Annotated in this window: 15 protein-coding genes; 6 read left to right on the top strand and 9 right to left on the bottom strand. The window is 58.0% G+C overall.

Annotated features, from left to right (window positions below):
• The first annotated feature begins 78 nt into the window (after positions 1-78).
• Entirely contained in the window at positions 79-723 is a 645-nt protein-coding gene (gene nth / locus ACP15S_RS14725) for an endonuclease III (protein WP_425040395.1), read from the top strand.
• The gene (locus tag ACP15S_RS14720; RefSeq protein WP_425040394.1) at positions 720-1,709 is read left to right on the top strand and encodes an adenosine kinase; all 990 of its coding nucleotides are present in this window, start codon (positions 720-722) and stop codon (positions 1,707-1,709) included. The genes nth and ACP15S_RS14720 overlap by 4 nt, the downstream gene beginning before the upstream one ends.
• Before the next feature lie 33 nt (positions 1,710-1,742).
• Here ACP15S_RS14720 and ACP15S_RS14715 read toward each other — a convergent pair whose 3' ends face one another.
• Both ACP15S_RS14715 and ACP15S_RS14710 read right to left on the bottom strand, forming a co-directional pair.
• Positions 1,743-2,387 carry a pseudouridine synthase gene (locus tag ACP15S_RS14715; protein WP_425040393.1) on the bottom strand — a complete coding sequence of 215 codons (645 nt, stop codon included), beginning with the start codon at positions 2,385-2,387 and terminating at the stop codon, positions 1,743-1,745.
• Positions 2,388-2,428: 41 nt separating this feature from the next.
• Entirely contained in the window at positions 2,429-3,247 is an 819-nt protein-coding gene (locus tag ACP15S_RS14710; RefSeq protein ID WP_425040392.1) for a sulfotransferase family protein, read from the bottom strand.
• Positions 3,248-3,392: 145 nt separating this feature from the next.
• On the opposite strand from ACP15S_RS14710, the gene ACP15S_RS14705 reads away from it, so the two are divergent.
• Together ACP15S_RS14705 and ACP15S_RS14700 are read left to right on the top strand one after the other, a co-directional pair.
• Positions 3,393-4,970: a DUF5928 domain-containing protein gene (locus ACP15S_RS14705; protein WP_425040391.1), complete on the top strand. Its 1,578-nt coding sequence runs from the start codon at positions 3,393-3,395 to the stop codon at positions 4,968-4,970.
• Between the two features lie 8 nt (positions 4,971-4,978).
• On the top strand, positions 4,979-5,359 hold the full coding sequence (locus ACP15S_RS14700) for an HIT domain-containing protein (RefSeq protein ID WP_425040390.1): 381 nt from the start codon (positions 4,979-4,981) through the stop codon (positions 5,357-5,359).
• A 59-nt stretch (positions 5,360-5,418) separates the two neighbouring features.
• Here ACP15S_RS14700 and ACP15S_RS14695 read toward each other — a convergent pair whose 3' ends face one another.
• Positions 5,419-6,327, bottom strand: coding sequence for a LysR family transcriptional regulator (locus ACP15S_RS14695; RefSeq protein WP_425040389.1), 909 nt, complete (start codon positions 6,325-6,327; stop codon positions 5,419-5,421).
• A 191-nt stretch (positions 6,328-6,518) separates the two neighbouring features.
• Here ACP15S_RS14695 and ACP15S_RS14690 point away from each other — a divergent pair, with 191 nt between their 5' ends.
• The gene (locus ACP15S_RS14690) at positions 6,519-7,742 is read left to right on the top strand and encodes a sensor histidine kinase (protein ID WP_425040388.1); all 1,224 of its coding nucleotides are present in this window, start codon (positions 6,519-6,521) and stop codon (positions 7,740-7,742) included.
• On the opposite strand, the gene ACP15S_RS14685 is transcribed toward ACP15S_RS14690, so the two are convergent.
• The 6 genes from ACP15S_RS14685 to ilvD all read right to left on the bottom strand — a co-directional run bounded on the left by ACP15S_RS14685 (position 7,739) and on the right by ilvD (position 14,281).
• Complete coding sequence (locus tag ACP15S_RS14685; protein ID WP_425040387.1) at positions 7,739-9,763, bottom strand: FAD-dependent oxidoreductase; 2,025 nt, start codon at positions 9,761-9,763, stop codon at positions 7,739-7,741. The two genes, ACP15S_RS14690 and ACP15S_RS14685, sit on opposite strands and share 4 nt — an antisense overlap.
• A gap of 86 nt (positions 9,764-9,849) precedes the next feature.
• Complete coding sequence (arsH, locus tag ACP15S_RS14680; protein ID WP_425040386.1) at positions 9,850-10,569, bottom strand: arsenical resistance protein ArsH; 720 nt, start codon at positions 10,567-10,569, stop codon at positions 9,850-9,852.
• 11 nt (positions 10,570-10,580) lie between these two features.
• Entirely contained in the window at positions 10,581-10,949 is a 369-nt protein-coding gene (locus ACP15S_RS14675; RefSeq protein WP_425040385.1) for a hypothetical protein, read from the bottom strand.
• A gap of 10 nt (positions 10,950-10,959) precedes the next feature.
• Entirely contained in the window at positions 10,960-11,733 is a 774-nt protein-coding gene (locus ACP15S_RS14670; protein ID WP_425040384.1) for a DUF6478 family protein, read from the bottom strand.
• Between the two features lie 66 nt (positions 11,734-11,799).
• Complete coding sequence (locus ACP15S_RS14665) at positions 11,800-12,537, bottom strand: hypothetical protein (RefSeq protein ID WP_425040383.1); 738 nt, start codon at positions 12,535-12,537, stop codon at positions 11,800-11,802.
• Positions 12,518-14,281: a dihydroxy-acid dehydratase gene (gene ilvD / locus ACP15S_RS14660; protein ID WP_425040382.1), complete on the bottom strand. Its 1,764-nt coding sequence runs from the start codon at positions 14,279-14,281 to the stop codon at positions 12,518-12,520. The genes ACP15S_RS14665 and ilvD overlap by 20 nt, the downstream gene beginning before the upstream one ends.
• Before the next feature lie 152 nt (positions 14,282-14,433).
• On the opposite strand from ilvD, the gene accD reads away from it, so the two are divergent.
• Positions 14,434-15,402: an acetyl-CoA carboxylase, carboxyltransferase subunit beta gene (accD, locus tag ACP15S_RS14655; protein WP_425040381.1), complete on the top strand. Its 969-nt coding sequence runs from the start codon at positions 14,434-14,436 to the stop codon at positions 15,400-15,402.
• The last annotated feature ends 13 nt before the right edge of the window (positions 15,403-15,415 follow it).

Below are 15,415 nucleotides of genomic sequence, written 5' to 3'. Positions count from 1 at the left end.
GTCAGCGCGCCACGAAACAGAAACAGCCACACAGCTTGCCCATTGCGGCCAGAGCTATTGCTGGGCAATAAGGCGTCTATGGCAAAACAGCTCGACTACCATACCATCCGTGAGATTTTCACGCGCTTCCAAGCCCACGACGCGGAGCCAAAGGGGGAGCTTGATCACGTCAACGCCTATACCCTCGTGGTCGCGGTTGCGCTTTCGGCGCAAGCCACAGATGCAGGTGTGAACAGGGCAACGAAGGATCTTTTCAAAGTTGCCGACACGCCCCAGAAGATGCTCGATTTGGGCGAAGAGAAGCTCATCGAGTACATCAAGACAATCGGGCTTTATCGCAACAAGGCCAAGAACGTCATCAAACTCTCCCGCATCCTCGTTGAGGATTATGGCGGAGAGGTCCCGAATTCACGCGCAGCGCTTTATGGTCTCCCGGGCGTCGGACGCAAGACGGCCAACGTTGTTCTCAACATGTGGTGGAGCCATCCCGCGCAGGCGGTGGACACTCATATCTTTCGTGTGGGCAATCGCACGGGCATTGCTCCGGGCAAGGACGTCGACGCGGTTGAGCGCGCCATTGAAGACCACATACCGGTCGATTTTCAGCAACACGCCCATCACTGGATGATCCTGCACGGGCGCTATCACTGCAAGGCGCGAAAGCCCGCCTGCACGACCTGTATTATCCGCGACCTGTGTCGCTTTGAGGAGAAAACACTTTGAAAACCTATGACGTCGTGGGCATCGGCAATGCCGTTGTCGATGTAATCACGCATGCTGACGATAGTTTCCTGGGTCACATGGGCATCACAAAAGGCATTATGCAACTCGTCGAACGCGAGCGGGCGGAGCTGCTGTTTGGCTCAATGGCTGATCGCACGCAAGCGGCGGGCGGCTCCGTTGCCAACACAATCGCAGGCGCAGGCAACCTTGGCTTGAAGACGGCCTTTGTGGGCCGCGTCGCCGATGACGCGCTGGGGCATTTTTATGCCGACGCTCTTGCCGCCGACGGGACGGCTTTCCCCAACCCCCCCGTTTCCGGCGATTTGCCAACATCCCGGTCGATGATCTTCGTCTCGCCCGATGGGGAGCGCTCCATGAACACCTACCTCGGCGTCTCCGCCGAGCTTGGGCCTGACGATGTTGACGTTACCGTCGCCGCTGATGCCAGCATCGTTTTTCTCGAGGGCTACCTCTTCGACAAAGACAAAGGCAAAGAGGCTTTCAAGGCCATGGCGCGCGCCTGCCGTGCGGCTGGCGGCAAGGCCGGTATTGCCATTTCCGATCCCTTCTGCGTCGAGCGGCACCGAGACGATTTTCTCACTTTGATCAAAGACGAGCTCGATTACGTCATTGGAAACGAAGACGAGATCAAATCACTCTGGCAAACCGATGATCTTGAAGAAGGTCTGGCCAAAACGGCTGCAATCTGCTCGCTTGTTGCCTGCACCCGGTCAGGGGACGGTGTCTCGATCCTGGCGCATGGCGCGCGCACAGATGTCGGTGTGCAGAAGATCGTACCCGTAGATGCGACAGGCGCGGGAGATGGTTTCGCCGCAGGGTTTTTGTTCGGACTCGCCCGGGACCGCGACATGGAAACCTGCGGACGCATGGGCTGCGCTGTCGCCGGTGAAGTCATCCGGCATGTCGGCCCTCGCGCCGAGGGCGATCTCAAAATGGTTTTGGAAGAAGCTGGCATATCGTTCTAGCGACAAGTCTTGGAGCAAAGCGCCGGTCGGCGTTCAAAACGGCGCTTTGCAATAAAACCTTTGCCCCTGCCCGCCATCAGGATGACGCAGCCGCAGCTCTTCTGCATGCAACATCAGCCGGGGAAAGGCCAAAGCAGCGCCGGTGGCATAGAAAGGGTCCCCGAGGATGGGATGGCCCAGGGCCAGCGCATGTACACGCAACTGGTGTGATCGGCCCGTCTTGGGGAAAAACCGCACACGCGTCGTGCCCTCCTCATACCGCAGCACTTTCCATTCGGTTTGTGCGGCCTTGCCTGTCTCAGGGCAGACCTTCTGCAGCGGGCGATTGGGCCAGTCCACGATCAACGGCAGATCGACGAGGCCCGTTCGTTCGGACAATGTCCCCCAAAGACGCGCCACATAGGCTTTCTTCATCTGCCGCTTTTCGAATTGCAGTCCGAGGTGGCGCTGCGCATGTGGTGTCAGTCCAAACACCATTACGCCAGACGTATCCCGATCCAGCCGATGCACCAGCAAAGCCGTCGGAAAGGCACGCTGCACGCGCGTGATCAGGCAATCAGCCAGATGCGCGCCTTTCCCCGGCACTGACAGCAAACCGCTGGGCTTGTTGACCACGAGCAGCTCGTGATCTTCATGCAAAACATCCAGCGGGGTTTGAGGCGGGCAATATTCATCCATAGGACCACTTGGCAAATGCCAGCCTTGGGGGCAAGGCCCTGCTACTCGCCGAGCTTTGCGTGCACCTCGTCCAGATCGATCTCTCCAATCGGGAATTTGTTGGCCGGGTTCTCGAAATCGTATTTGAAAAGGTCGAAATCCCGTTTGTAGATCTCATAGATCAGATGCATCGACAGATCGTCGAAATAGTCTTCCACGGGATGCGCCCGCTTGGGTCCATGTCCTTCGCTTTCATTGAAGCGCGGGATGCCTGCGAGATCGACTTCATGCGAGACATCGATATTATCGAGAACCTGCTGCATGCCTTCGTTGAAGGTTTCCGTCCAGAAAATCTGATCGTAGCGCCCGCCGTTCACAATGAACGTGCTGACATGACCGGATGTGGCAGACCAGTGAATGTCAGGCTCCATGGGCCTGCGCCAACGGATCGTATCGCGCGCAAACAACAAGAACCGGCGGAAGGCCCGGATCTGATCAAACTCCTGTTTGCCATCCTCGCCGCCAACCTCAATGCCGTATTTCTGGATCAACATCGGGACAAGATTGCCGCGATACCGCCGCCCATTGCGCTGAATGCCACAAATCTTGTCGAAAAAAGAGCTCAGGATCCGCGTGTAGGGATTGCGCACGCATGTGAAGGCATAGGCACCATGGGTTTTGACATTGGCCTTGATGATCGGCTGGCTCTCTTCGCGTGCCCACTTGTGCAAACCAGAGGTCGCATCGTGAATATCCCCGTCAAAAAACGTACCGTGATCTGAATAATACAGGATCTGGCCAATGGTCGAGCAGGCACACTTTGGCACCACGCGATAGACCACGCTTTCGCTCTCCGTCATCCATGTGCCGGGAAAGCCCATATTCCATTGCCTCCGATGCCTGCTCAAAAAGCTTTTTTGTGACTATATCCTGAAAGGAAATTCCTAAGAAAGTCTGTTTATTCAAGGCGCGTTCACCTTTATCAAGGTAAACAATCGAGGCAAAGCTGAGCAAGTTGTGTCCTGAATGGCAAAAATCGCCTTTATTCTTCTGTGTCATAAAGACCCCGACGCCATTATCAAGCAGGCGCAGCGGCTGACGGCGGCTGGCGATTACATGTCGATTCATTTCGACGCCCGCTCTGACAGCACAGATTTTCGCAGGATCACGGACGCTCTCAAAGACAATGACCACGTCACCTTCGCCAAGAAACGACTGAAGTGCGGCTGGGGGGAATGGTCGCTCGTGGAAGCCTCGCTCAATGCCGTGAAAGCCGCTGTGGCCGCTTTCCCTGATGCCACGCATTTCTACATGCTCTCAGGCGATTGCATGGCCATAAAATCAGCGGAATACACCCATGAATTCCTCGATAATCGTGACGTGGATTTCATCGAAAGCTTCGACTTTTTCGAAAGCGGCTGGATCAAGACAGGCATTCAGAAAGAGCGTCTGATTTACAGACACTACTTCAATGAACGCCAAAACAAGACCCTCTTCTACGCTGCCATGAACTTGCAAAAGCGGCTCGGGTTGGAGCGGCCAATTCCAGAGGATTTGCAGGTCCAGATTGGCAGCCAGTGGTGGTGTCTGCGGCGGCGGACCATCGAATGGATCCTGCAATTCTGCAAGGATCGCCCGGACGTCCTGCGCTTCTTCCGCACCACATGGATTCCCGACGAGACCTTCTTTCAGACTCTTGTGCGTCATCTGGTTCCCGAGCAGGAAATCGAAAATCGCACGCTGACTTTCCTGATGTTCACGGACTACGGCATGCCCGTGAACTTTTACAACGACCATTACGAGCTCCTGCTCGCGCAGGATTTTCTCTTCGCCCGCAAAATAAGCCCGGAGGCGACAGAGCTGAAGCGACGGTTGGGTGTTCTCTACGCGTCCGAAGGCACGGATTTCCAGATTTCCAACGAAGGCCGCTCGCTGTTCACATTCCTGACGGGGCGGGGTCGTGAAGGTCGGCGCTTTGCGCCGCGCTTTTGGGAAAACGAAGGCTCTCTGGGCCGCGACCGCGAGATGTTGATCATCGTGTGCAAAAAGTGGCACGTGGCCAAGCGGCTGTTGGCCCGTATGCGCCAGCTCACCAACGTGCCGGCAATCGAATACCTGTTTAACGAGGAAAGCTGCGAGCTTCCCGATCTGGGCGGAATCCAGTCAACCATGAGCAAACGCCACAGGCACAGGCGGGCCTTGATGCGCATGCTGTTCGAGTATTACGAGACCGACAAACTCGTGATTTGCATGGACCCCGCCAATCTGGATTTGATCCAGGATTTTTATGGTGACAGGTCGGTGACCAAACTGCTCGAGGTCGAATGCAAGTTCAGCGAGGATTACCTGATTGGACATGCCAAGCGCGTGGGCCTTGCTGGCGAAGCGACATCTGCACAGACTTTGCAGCGCTTGTTGCCGACGATCCGCAATGACATGCTCTTTGAAAGTGATCGCATCCGAGACGCCAACCTCCCCTATCATACGCGCATTCGCGAAACCGCTTTGCCGGACGAAAATGCGCAAGCCATTTCGCAGTTTTTGAGCGTCCCACCTGAGACCGCGCATGAGCTTGCCCAGACGCACCACCTCTTTGCAGATTGAGATCACACATGCCCTACGCCTATGACGACGAAAACATCTTTGCCAAAATTCTGCGCGGAGACATCCCCAACAAAACTGTTCTGGAAACCGAGCATTCGCTGGCGTTTGAGGATATTTATGCCCAGGCGCCCGTGCATGTTCTGGTGATCCCAAAGGGCAAGTATGTTTGCTATGATCACTTCGCCCTGGAAGCGAGTGATGCAGAGATCGTCGATTTCACACGCGCAATTGGCGAAGTCTGCCGCAAAATGGGCGTACAACCCGGCGAGGGGGGCAACGGCTTTCGCGCAATCTCCAACGCCGGCGAAGACGCCGTTCAGGAGGTCCCGCACCTGCATGTCCATATCCTGGGTGGACGCCCGCTGGGGCGCATGCTGCAAAAGGCCTGAACGCAGGGCAAAAAAGCGCCCCGAGAACAGTGCGCTTCAAACTTGCGTTTTGACGCGCCTCAGCCCCAGTCCGTCGGGCCTTTATCCGCAAATTCATGCACGAGAAAGTCGATGAAGGCGCGTACCTTAGGCTGCGTAAACCGTCCCGGAGGATACACCGCATAGATGCCTTGCGTTTCCATCGGCAAATCCGGAATAGCATCCTCAATCAAGCCCTGATCCATCGCATCGGCATACAAAAAGGACGGCAAATACGCGATGCCGAGCCCGGCAATTGCCGCGTTCAATAGGGATTGCCCGTCATTCACGCTTAACCAACCCGCTGTGCGCACCTGCCGCTTCTCACCGGATGGTGACGTCACACGCCAGACGTTCCCGCTGGATTGGTTCGAATAATGCAACAGCTTATGTTCGTTGAGATCATCGATCTTCTGAGGGCGACCGTATTTCTCAAAATAGGCCGGGGCCGCAATCATGCGCTTTGTCGTCTCTGTCAATTTCCGCGCACGTAGAGAGCTGTCTTCGAGCTCCCCAATACGCACGGCCATGTCGAACCCTTCTGAAATCAGCTCGACATAGCGATTGTTGAGGACCATGTTAACCGTGATGTCCGGGAATTCTGCGAGGAATTCGCCCAGAATGGGAGACATGTGGTTCACGCCGAAATCCGTCGCAACAGAAATCCTCAAAAGCCCTGACGGCGCGGATTGCATGGACGTAACGAGCGCATCCGCCTCTCCCGCGTCATTCAGCACGCGCCGCGCGCGATCATAATATGCCAGGCCGATCTCAGTCGGTGAAACACGCCGCGTCGTGCGGTTGAGCAATCGTGCGCCTAAGCGTGCTTCCAGCGACGAGACATGCTTGGACACAGCGGATTTGGAAATGCCCATCTTCTTGGCGGCATCCGTAAAGCCCCCTTGATCCACAACCGTGGCGAAGGCCTCCATTTCGGTCAAACGGTCCATCTGTTTCCCTCAAGTCGTCACTGTTCTAGATCGTTTTGATCCTGGATTGCGACAAAACAGGGGCAGGAGACAGACAATATCTGGGTTTTGTCTAGATCGTTTTGCGTCCGGAAACAGCGGATGACGTTAAGGGAATTTTGGGACTTCGTCCGCATATCCTTGTTTATGCATTCCTTTGAGAGGGGAGAGTGATGCGCCCGTATCCCGTGCCGAGCAACGAAACCGCCAGACACCTGACGACGACGGAAATGGATTTAGCGCGTTTTCGAAACGACGGATTTCTCACGCATGTAACGGGTCTCGTTAAGTCTATTCTGAATGTCCCGGTCGCCTTCGTGGCCCAGATCACGCAGGACAATCAGGACTTTCTGGCAATCGAAGGTATCGATCTGGAAGGGACGCCCCGCACGCATTCAATCTGCTCCTTCACCATTGCACGCAAAAAGACGACCGTGTTCCCGGACACGCTCCGAGATGAGCGCAGTGCGCGTCATCCATCGGTCGCCGATTTCGGATTGCGTTTTTCTGTGAGCGCGCCGGTCATCCTGTCCAATGGATTTTGCGTAGGTTCGGTCTGCGGTATCGACTTTGTCCCGCACGATACGCCTCATGCTGACACCATCGCACAGATTGAGACCCTTGCAGCCATGGTGGCCCGTTTTTACGAGACAGCCACGGTGCAGGATGCAGAACATATCTCGCGCATGGAAAAAATTGCAGAAGACGCGAAAGCTGAATTTCTCGCGCTCATCGGACATGAGCTGCGCACCCCTCTGAACGGCATCCATGGCATGGCACAAATCCTCGACGACCGGGATGACGAAACGCGCGAAATACGAGATGCGATCGTACAAAGCTCTGAACATCTGCATCGAATTGTCGAAAACAATCTGGCCTTCACTGAACTCTCAACAGGCGAGATCGTTCTTGAGGAATCCCAACTCGATCTGGGTAGAACACTGAAGTCATCGCTGGCCTTGTTCCAGAAACTGGCCGCTTTGCGAGGCAAGAAAATCAAATTGCACAGCCTGCCGGATGACGTCCTGATGCAAGGTGACGCAGTCAAAATGGATCTCGCGCTCTCTTGTCTGGTCGACAATTGCATCGCCCATGGCGGTGCTCAGACCGAGGTCACACTACGCAAAATGGAGGATGGTTCAGCAGAGCTTGTCATCTTCGACAACGGCCCGGGCATTGCCAGTGACAAAGCAGATGACATCTGGGAAGCCTTTACAGTTGGCCAGGAGATCCGGACCCGCGATGCAGATGGGATCGGCCTCGGCCTGCCACTGACACGCAGGATCATTGAACTGCATGGCGGGGAAATTGATCTCAAGTCCGATGAAGAAGGGCTCCTCGTCGTCTTGAAAATCCCCCACTACCGCATCGAGAGTGCTGAGGTCAGCGCAGCTTAAAGAGCCGCCGCCAGACGGACCCCCTGATCAATCGCGCGCTTGGCATCCAATTCCGCGGCAACGTCAGCCCCACCGATGACATGGGCCTGCACACCCTTTGACGCCAGAGCGTCTGCGAGTGAGCGCTCGCTGAGTTGGCCCGCACACAGAACGATTGTATCTGCCTCGATAAGCTGAGGATCCAAGCGCTCCTCCCCTTTCGAGACTATGAGCCCCTCGCTCGTGATGCGCTCGTAGTTGACCCCGCTGAGCATCTTGACGCCTTTCATGGCAAGAGCAGCGCGGTGAATCCAGCCGGTTGTTTTACCAAGACGTTTGCCAGGTTTTTCTGCCTTGCGCTGAAGCAGCGTCACGTCCCGCGCGGGCGCTCCAGGCTTGGGGCCATCTGGCGCAAGGCCGCCCCGGTGGGTGTCCGGATCGCTCACGCCCCATTCTTTCATCCATTCAGGCAGGTTTTCCGTTGGGCTTTCGCCCGCATGGACAAGAAATTCCGCTACATCAAACCCGATGCCACCAGCCCCGACGATCGCCACGCGGTCCCCCACCGGCGCACCGCGCAAAACATCAACATAACCCAGAACCTTTGGACTGTTCTGCCCCTCAATCCCGGGATCGCGCGGTGTCACTCCAGTCGCCACAATGACTTCGTCAAACCCTTCCAGATCTGCAGCACACACCGTTTCGCCCAGCCGGAGGTTAACCTTGTGCGTTTTCACCATTGTGTCGAACCAATCGACAAGCCCAAAGAACTCCTCTTTGCCCGGCACCTGTTTGGCCAGGTTCAACTGCCCACCAATCTCATCGGCCTTGTCGAAAAGCGTCACATCATGACCGCGCTCGGCCGCGGTAATTGCCGTCGCCAAACCGGCTGGCCCCGCGCCAACAACCGCGACGCGTTTGGGCAAAACTGCGGGCTGAATGTCTATTTCGGTCTCAAAACACGCACGCGGATTGACGAGGCAGGAGCTGATTTTGCCTGAAAACGTGTGATCAAGACACGCTTGGTTACACGCGATGCAAGGGGCAATCTCCCGAGAACGACCTGACTTCGCTTTCTCGACAAAATAGGCATCCGCCAGAAAGGGCCGCGCCATCGAGACCATATCCGCGCAGCCTTCCGCCAAAACCGCCTCAGCGACGTCGGGTGTGTTGATCCGGTTGGACGTAATGACAGGAATTGACACCTTCCCCATCAGCTTCTGCGTAACCCAGGCAAACGCGCGCCGCGGCACGGATGTTGCGATCGTTGGAATGCGCGCTTCATGCCAGCCGATCCCGGTATTGATCAACGTTGCACCCGCAGCCTCGATCTCGCGGGCAAGTTGCACCACTTCATCATGGGTCGACCCGCCGGGGATCAGGTCGATCATGGAGAGCCGATAGATCACGATGAATTCCGGCCCGACCGATGCCCGCACGCGTTTGACAACTTCAATGGGCAAGCGCATGCGGTTTTCATAAGACCCGCCCCAGCGATCTTCGCGCTTGTTTGTATGCGTGACGAGAAACTGGTTCAGGAAATACCCTTCGGATCCCATCACTTCTACGCCGTCATAGCCTGCAGCTTTGGCGCGCGCCGCGGCCGTCGCAATATCCGCAATCTGCTTCTCGATATCGGCTTCATCGAGCTCTCTGGGCGGGAAGGGTGAAATCGGGGACTTGATCGCAGATGGCCCAACGCACTCAGGGCTATAGGCATAGCGGCCCGCATGCAGGATCTGCATCGCGATTTTGCCATCCGCCGCATGGACCCGATCCGTCACAATACGGTGGTTGTCAATGTCCTCATCCGTGAACAAACCCGCAGCGCCGGGAAAGACCCCACCCTCTCGGTTGGGCGCCATGCCTCCGGTCACCATCAGGCCGACACCGCCGCGGGCGCGTTCTGCATAGAACTCCGCCACACGGTTCCAATCCTTGGTCTCTTCGAGGCCCGTGTGCATGGAGCCCATCAGCACCCGGTTCTTCAAAGACGTGAAACCCAGATCAAGCGGGGCGAGCAAGTGGGGGTAATCGGTCATGGCGGGCCTCCTTGGACAAGGCCACAATTCCCTTAAGCGCCCGGCTTGTCAGCCCCAAACGCCACGTCATTTGCCTGACGCGGACGTCACTTTCTATTCACGCGCTTGGACAAGGCCTCACGGCTTTCGGCACGTTCGGAATAACGATCGACAAGATGGTCCTTGATGTCCCGTGTCAGCAAGGTGAACTTGGCCAGCTCTTCCATCACATCCACAACGCGCATGTAATACGGGCTATCCTTCATGCGCGTGCTGTCAAATTCGAGAAAAGCCTTTGGGACCGAGGACTGGTTCGGGATCGTCAAGAGTCGCATCCAGCGGCCCAGAATGCGCAATTGATTAACCGTGTTGAACGATTGCGATCCGCCGCAGACCTGCATGACCGCAAGCGTTTTGCCCTGCGTGGGCCGCACGCCGCCGATGGGAGCGAGAGGGATCCAGTCGATTTGCGCCTTCATGATACCCGTCATCGCGCCATGGCGCTCCGGCGAGCACCAGACCATACCCTCGGACCACATCACCAAATCGCGAAGTTCAGCGACTTTGGGATGGTTCTCCAAGGCGAGATTGGCCCGTTCATCATCTGGCAAAGGCAGGCCTGACGGATCAAACAGCCGCGTTTCACAGCCAAGTCTGGCTAATATCCGCGCAGCCTCTTCGCACAAGAGGCGCGAATAGGATGTGGAACGCAGGGAGCCGTAGAGCAGTAAAATCCGCGGCGGATGGGGCGACCGCGTCTCGGGAAAGAGCTCCGATGGGTCAGGCAGGCGAAAGCAATCTTCGCGCAGATGTGGCGTATCATTCATACGCTCACACCTTAGCTTGTCTCGATACAATGGCGGCGAAAGGCGCGTTTGAGCATATCGAGCTCTTCGCGCAGCAATTGCACTTCTGCGCGCAGCTCATGGTCCAGAGGCGCGCCCGCAATCACATGGATCGCATCAAGCGTTTCACCTCCTTCAACATTCTGCAGCAAGACCGTGTGCGCGCCATCGGACAACACGTCAGAAGGCAGCGTCACACGGACCACCCATGCCCCCTCGCCATGCGGTTGCACATCGACCGCATCGGAAAGCGGTTTTCCCAGATGCTGCGCCTCAAGTGTCGGTGGCTGTGACATGCCCGCGATCACGCCTTCCCAGACACCGTCGATCAAGCGTGTTGTTGTCCAATCCAGAGCGCTCATCATCTCTCCCTCACAGATCCGCCCGCGGACGGCGAGACATCGTCAGATCGCGCAGATGCACCTGATTCATTTCCGGCCCTTCGAAAATGAGATCCAGCCAGAGTTTCTCGACGCGCTTCTCGTTCAGCTTGGTGTAGGCCAAGTCGAATTCGACCGCGACTTCGCCGGACGTCACAGGCAGCTCCCTCACGATTTGCTCGGTATTGGGGCCGTTTTTGACATTGAGGCGCGCGAAGATTTCAAGGGGCTTTTCCGTCTCAACCACCGTGGCCACGCGGACCAGATGGCGCTTTTGCAACCCCTGCACAGCCGAAGCCGGAAGATCCACCACAAGCGACAGGTATGAGCCGTCAAACCGAAACACATCCATGCGCAAACCATAGGGCGCGAGATCCGCCTCACGTGTATTGCGCATCTGGCGGAGCGTCAGTTCGGAAATCTCACAATCATGAAACAGGGTGATTTCCGAGCCCAGCATTGTTTTGGACGGGACGGCTGCACGGCCCGGGCGATCCAAACGCCCGCGCCAAAGCTCAGGCCGCCATGTCCAATCCGCATTGTGGGGCGCTTGCATCGCGCTGGAGCCTTCAAGGGGGATATGCAACCGATCATCTGCGATATGTATGAATTGATCGAGGTGGTGGCGGAAACGGCGCGCCCAGCTGCGCTGTTCGCGCAAACTGGCCAGATCCATACTGCGGGCATGCCGCGCCGCCCGCGCCCAGCGCCGGAGCGACAAGCGATTGCTTAACCCATTCAACAGACCTGATGGCTGTTCTGACATGGCTGTCTTCTACCCGTCCAAAGCGTCTCGTCTGCACAACGTCCAAGTGCCATCCCTGCGGGAGTTTTACTCAGAAGCGTTTCGATTTAACAAACGCCCCAAGAAACCGGTCACGTCAAGTCCCGCGTTGGTTGTGGTGGGTTCCGCTGATGCCTCTGTGGCCTCTGCGTCGCTTGGCGCCTGCGCCACATTGGCCACAACCTCCTCAACAACAAAACTCGACCGCAGGCTCTCGCTGATCTCTGTCGCAAGGCGCCGCCCGGTATCCCCGCTCAACAGACTGTCTTCCAGCGCGTAAACCGTGACGAGGCTCGGACGCTGACCCAAGGCGCTAACGGCGCGCCAGACAGGGGCTGCGTCTTCCGAGCCATCATGGGGCAGTTGCGCAAGTGCGATACCGTCTTGCAGGCTCGAACTCGTCGGGCTTTCGGCGGATGTGATATCCGCCAAGAGCGCATCGGCAGCGGCTGGCGAGATCTGCGCCGCACCGATGGACACGCTGATATACCCGCGAGGCATGGGTTGGCCCACGCGCCCTCCCGTCAACTCATGACAGCCCGCCAAGAGCGCAAAGCTGTCTCGTGCGGAGTTGCGCAAGGAACGCGGCTCGATGCACCAGCCTTCGGGCCCGCGCAACGTCACAGCACCTGCGCTGAGCTTGGCTTCGGACAAGGCCTTGGCCGACGCGGGCGGTGCCGCCCCGACCGGTGCCAGAAACGCAAGCGGCGCCTGATCCGAGCAACCGGCCAAGACAAATACGCAGGCCGCGAGGCCCGCACGCAACTTAAAGCGACATGTAGTCATGTTTATCCGCTTTGCCGCCGGGATGGGTCACCGCGCCTTTGTAGATATCTCCCACGAGCTGCGCATATTTCCACAGCGCGCCGGAGGCATAGATCGTCTCGCGCGGGCCGGGCCAGGCCTCCTTGCGCGCGGCCAGATCCTCATCGGAGAGGTCCACAGAAAGCTCGCCCGTGATCGCGTCAATCGTGATCACATCGCCATCTTTGAGCAGCGCAATCGGGCCGCAATGATAGGCCTCGGGACCCACGTGGCCCACACAGAAGCCGCGCGTAGCGCCGGAGAAGCGCCCGTCTGTAATCAGCGCAACCTTTTTGCCCATGCCCTGCCCTGAGAGAGCGGCCGTGGTGGCCAGCATCTCGCGCATGCCGGGGCCGCCTGCGGGGCCCTCGTTGCGGATGACGATGACTTCGCCCTCTTTGTACTCGCGCTTCTGCACGGCCTCGAACGCGTCTTGCTCACATTCGAAAACTCGGGCCGGGCCCACGAAACGCTGATGCTGCGAGGGGATGCCCGCGACCTTCACGATAGCGCCCTCGGTCGCGAGATTGCCTTTGAGGCCCACAACACCACCGGTTTTCGTGATCGGGTTCTCAATGGGGTAAATGACCTGACCATCCGCTTCACGCGCGATCATGTCGAGCTCTTCGCCGATGGAGCGGGTCGAGGCCGTCACGCAATCCTCATGGATCAGCCCCGCCTTGCGCAGCTCTTTCATGACAACGGGCAGACCACCCGCGTCATAGAGGTCTTTCGCCACGTATTGCCCGCCGGGCTTGAGATCGACGAAATACGGCGTGTCGCGGAAAATCTCGCAGACGTCTTCAAGGTAGAACTCGATGCCGGCCTCGTGCGCAATCGCAGGCAGGTGCAGACCGGCATTGGTCGACCCGCCGGTGCAGGCCACAACGCGGGCTGCGTTCTCAAGCGATTGCCGCGTGACGATGTCGCGCGCGCGGATGTTCTGCTCGATGAGATCCATGACCGCTTGGCCGGAAGCTTCGCCATATTGATCGCGGCTCTCGTAAGGAGCAGGCGCGCCGGACGAGTTGAACAGCGCAAGGCCAATCGCCTCCGAGACACAGGCCATTGTGTTGGCTGTGAACTGACCGCCGCAGGCCCCGGCGGAGGGACAGGCCACCCGCTCAAGCATATCGAGCGCGGCATCGCTGAGCTCGTTGTTCTGGTGCTTGCCGACCGCTTCGAACATGTCCTGCACGGTCAGATCACGCGTGCGGAATTCCTCGGGGATTTCCTCAACCTGAGGCGCTTTGCCCGGAAGGATCGAGCCGCCATAGATAAAGACCGACGGCACATTGAGCCGCACCATCGCCATCATCATGCCGGGCAGGGATTTGTCACAACCCGCAAGCCCCACGATGGCGTCATAGCAATGGCCGCGCATCGTCAACTCAACCGTGTCGGCAATCGCCTCACGGGAGGCCAGCGAGGAGCGCATGCCTTCATGGCCCATGGCGATCCCGTCGGTCACGGTAATGGTGGTAAACTCGCGCGGCGTGCCGAAGGCTTGCTTCACCCCCATCTTCACTGCTTGCGCCTGACGGTTTAGCGCGATGTTGCAGGGTGCCGCCTCGTTCCAGCAAGTGGCCACGCCAACGAGAGGCTGGTGGATTTCATCCTCGGTCATGCCCATGGCGTAGTAGTAGGACCGATGCGGCGCGCGCTCGGGTCCTTCGGTGACATGACGGCTGGGCAATTTGGATTTGTCGAACTTGCGCTTGAGCACGAAGGCGTCCTCCCGGAGTTTTAACTTTGTTTATCGGCATAGCTCTGCGCCCGCAGTGAAACAAGCGCTAATGGGCGCGCTGCGCGTCTCCCGCTGATTGCAATCCCCGCGCGCGCGGCTTATCTCAAATCAGCTTTGCACCGGAGGCCCCGATGAACTGGATCAGCAACTATGTGCGCCCGCGCATCAACTCCATCTTTTCGCGTCGCGAGACGCCCGAAAACCTGTGGAGCAAATGCACCGATTGCGGCACGATGCTCTTTCACCGCGAATTGAAAGACAGCCTGAATGTGTGCACCAGCTGCGGCCACCATATGGGCATCTCGCCGCGTGATCGCTTCATCACATTGTTTGACGGTGGTGTGTTCCGCGAAGTCGATGTTCCGGCCCCTGTGCACGATCCTCTCCAGTTTCGGGATCAGAAGAAATATCCGGACCGGATGAAAACAGCCCAGAAAAACACCGGCGAAGAAGAGGCCATGCTCGTGGCCGAGGGCGACCTGGGCCGCGCGCCTGTTGTCTGCGCCGCGCAGGACTTCAGCTTCATGGGTGGCTCCATGGGCATGTATGTTGGCAACGCAATCATCGCGGGCGCAGGCCGCGCGATTGATCGGGGCTGCCCGTTCATCCTGTTTTCTGCCGCAGGCGGCGCGCGCATGCAGGAAGGCATTTTGAGCCTGATGCAAATGCCCCGGACAACTGTCGCCGTGCAGATGCTCAAGGAGGCAGGGCTGCCCTACATCGTTGTGCTGACGCACCCCACGACCGGTGGCGTCACGGCCTCTTATGCGATGCTGGGCGATGTACAGATTGCCGAGCCCAATGCGCTCATTGGCTTTGCGGGCGCGCGGGTTATCGAACAAACGATCCGCGAGAAATTGCCCGAAGGCTTCCAGCGCGCCGAGTACCTTTTGGAGCATGGCATGCTGGATCGCGTGACACCCCGCGCTGAGATGCGCGACGAGCTGATCACGATCACACGCATGTTGATGAAGCTGCCGCCCGCGGTGAAGGGCGACCTGCCCCGGCCGACAGCCGAAGAACTGGAAGCTGCCGCAGAGGCTCAGGCGGAGGCCAGAGCCACAAAGACGACGGAGACCTCCCCAGAGGATCAAACGTGAGCACAACATCCGA

This window comes from Primorskyibacter sp. S187A (assembly GCF_049800955.1).
Taxonomy (GTDB): domain Bacteria; phylum Pseudomonadota; class Alphaproteobacteria; order Rhodobacterales; family Rhodobacteraceae; genus JAKVBH01.
Note: the sequence above shows the minus strand (reverse complement) of the source record. Positions and strands in the feature narration are given on the sequence as shown.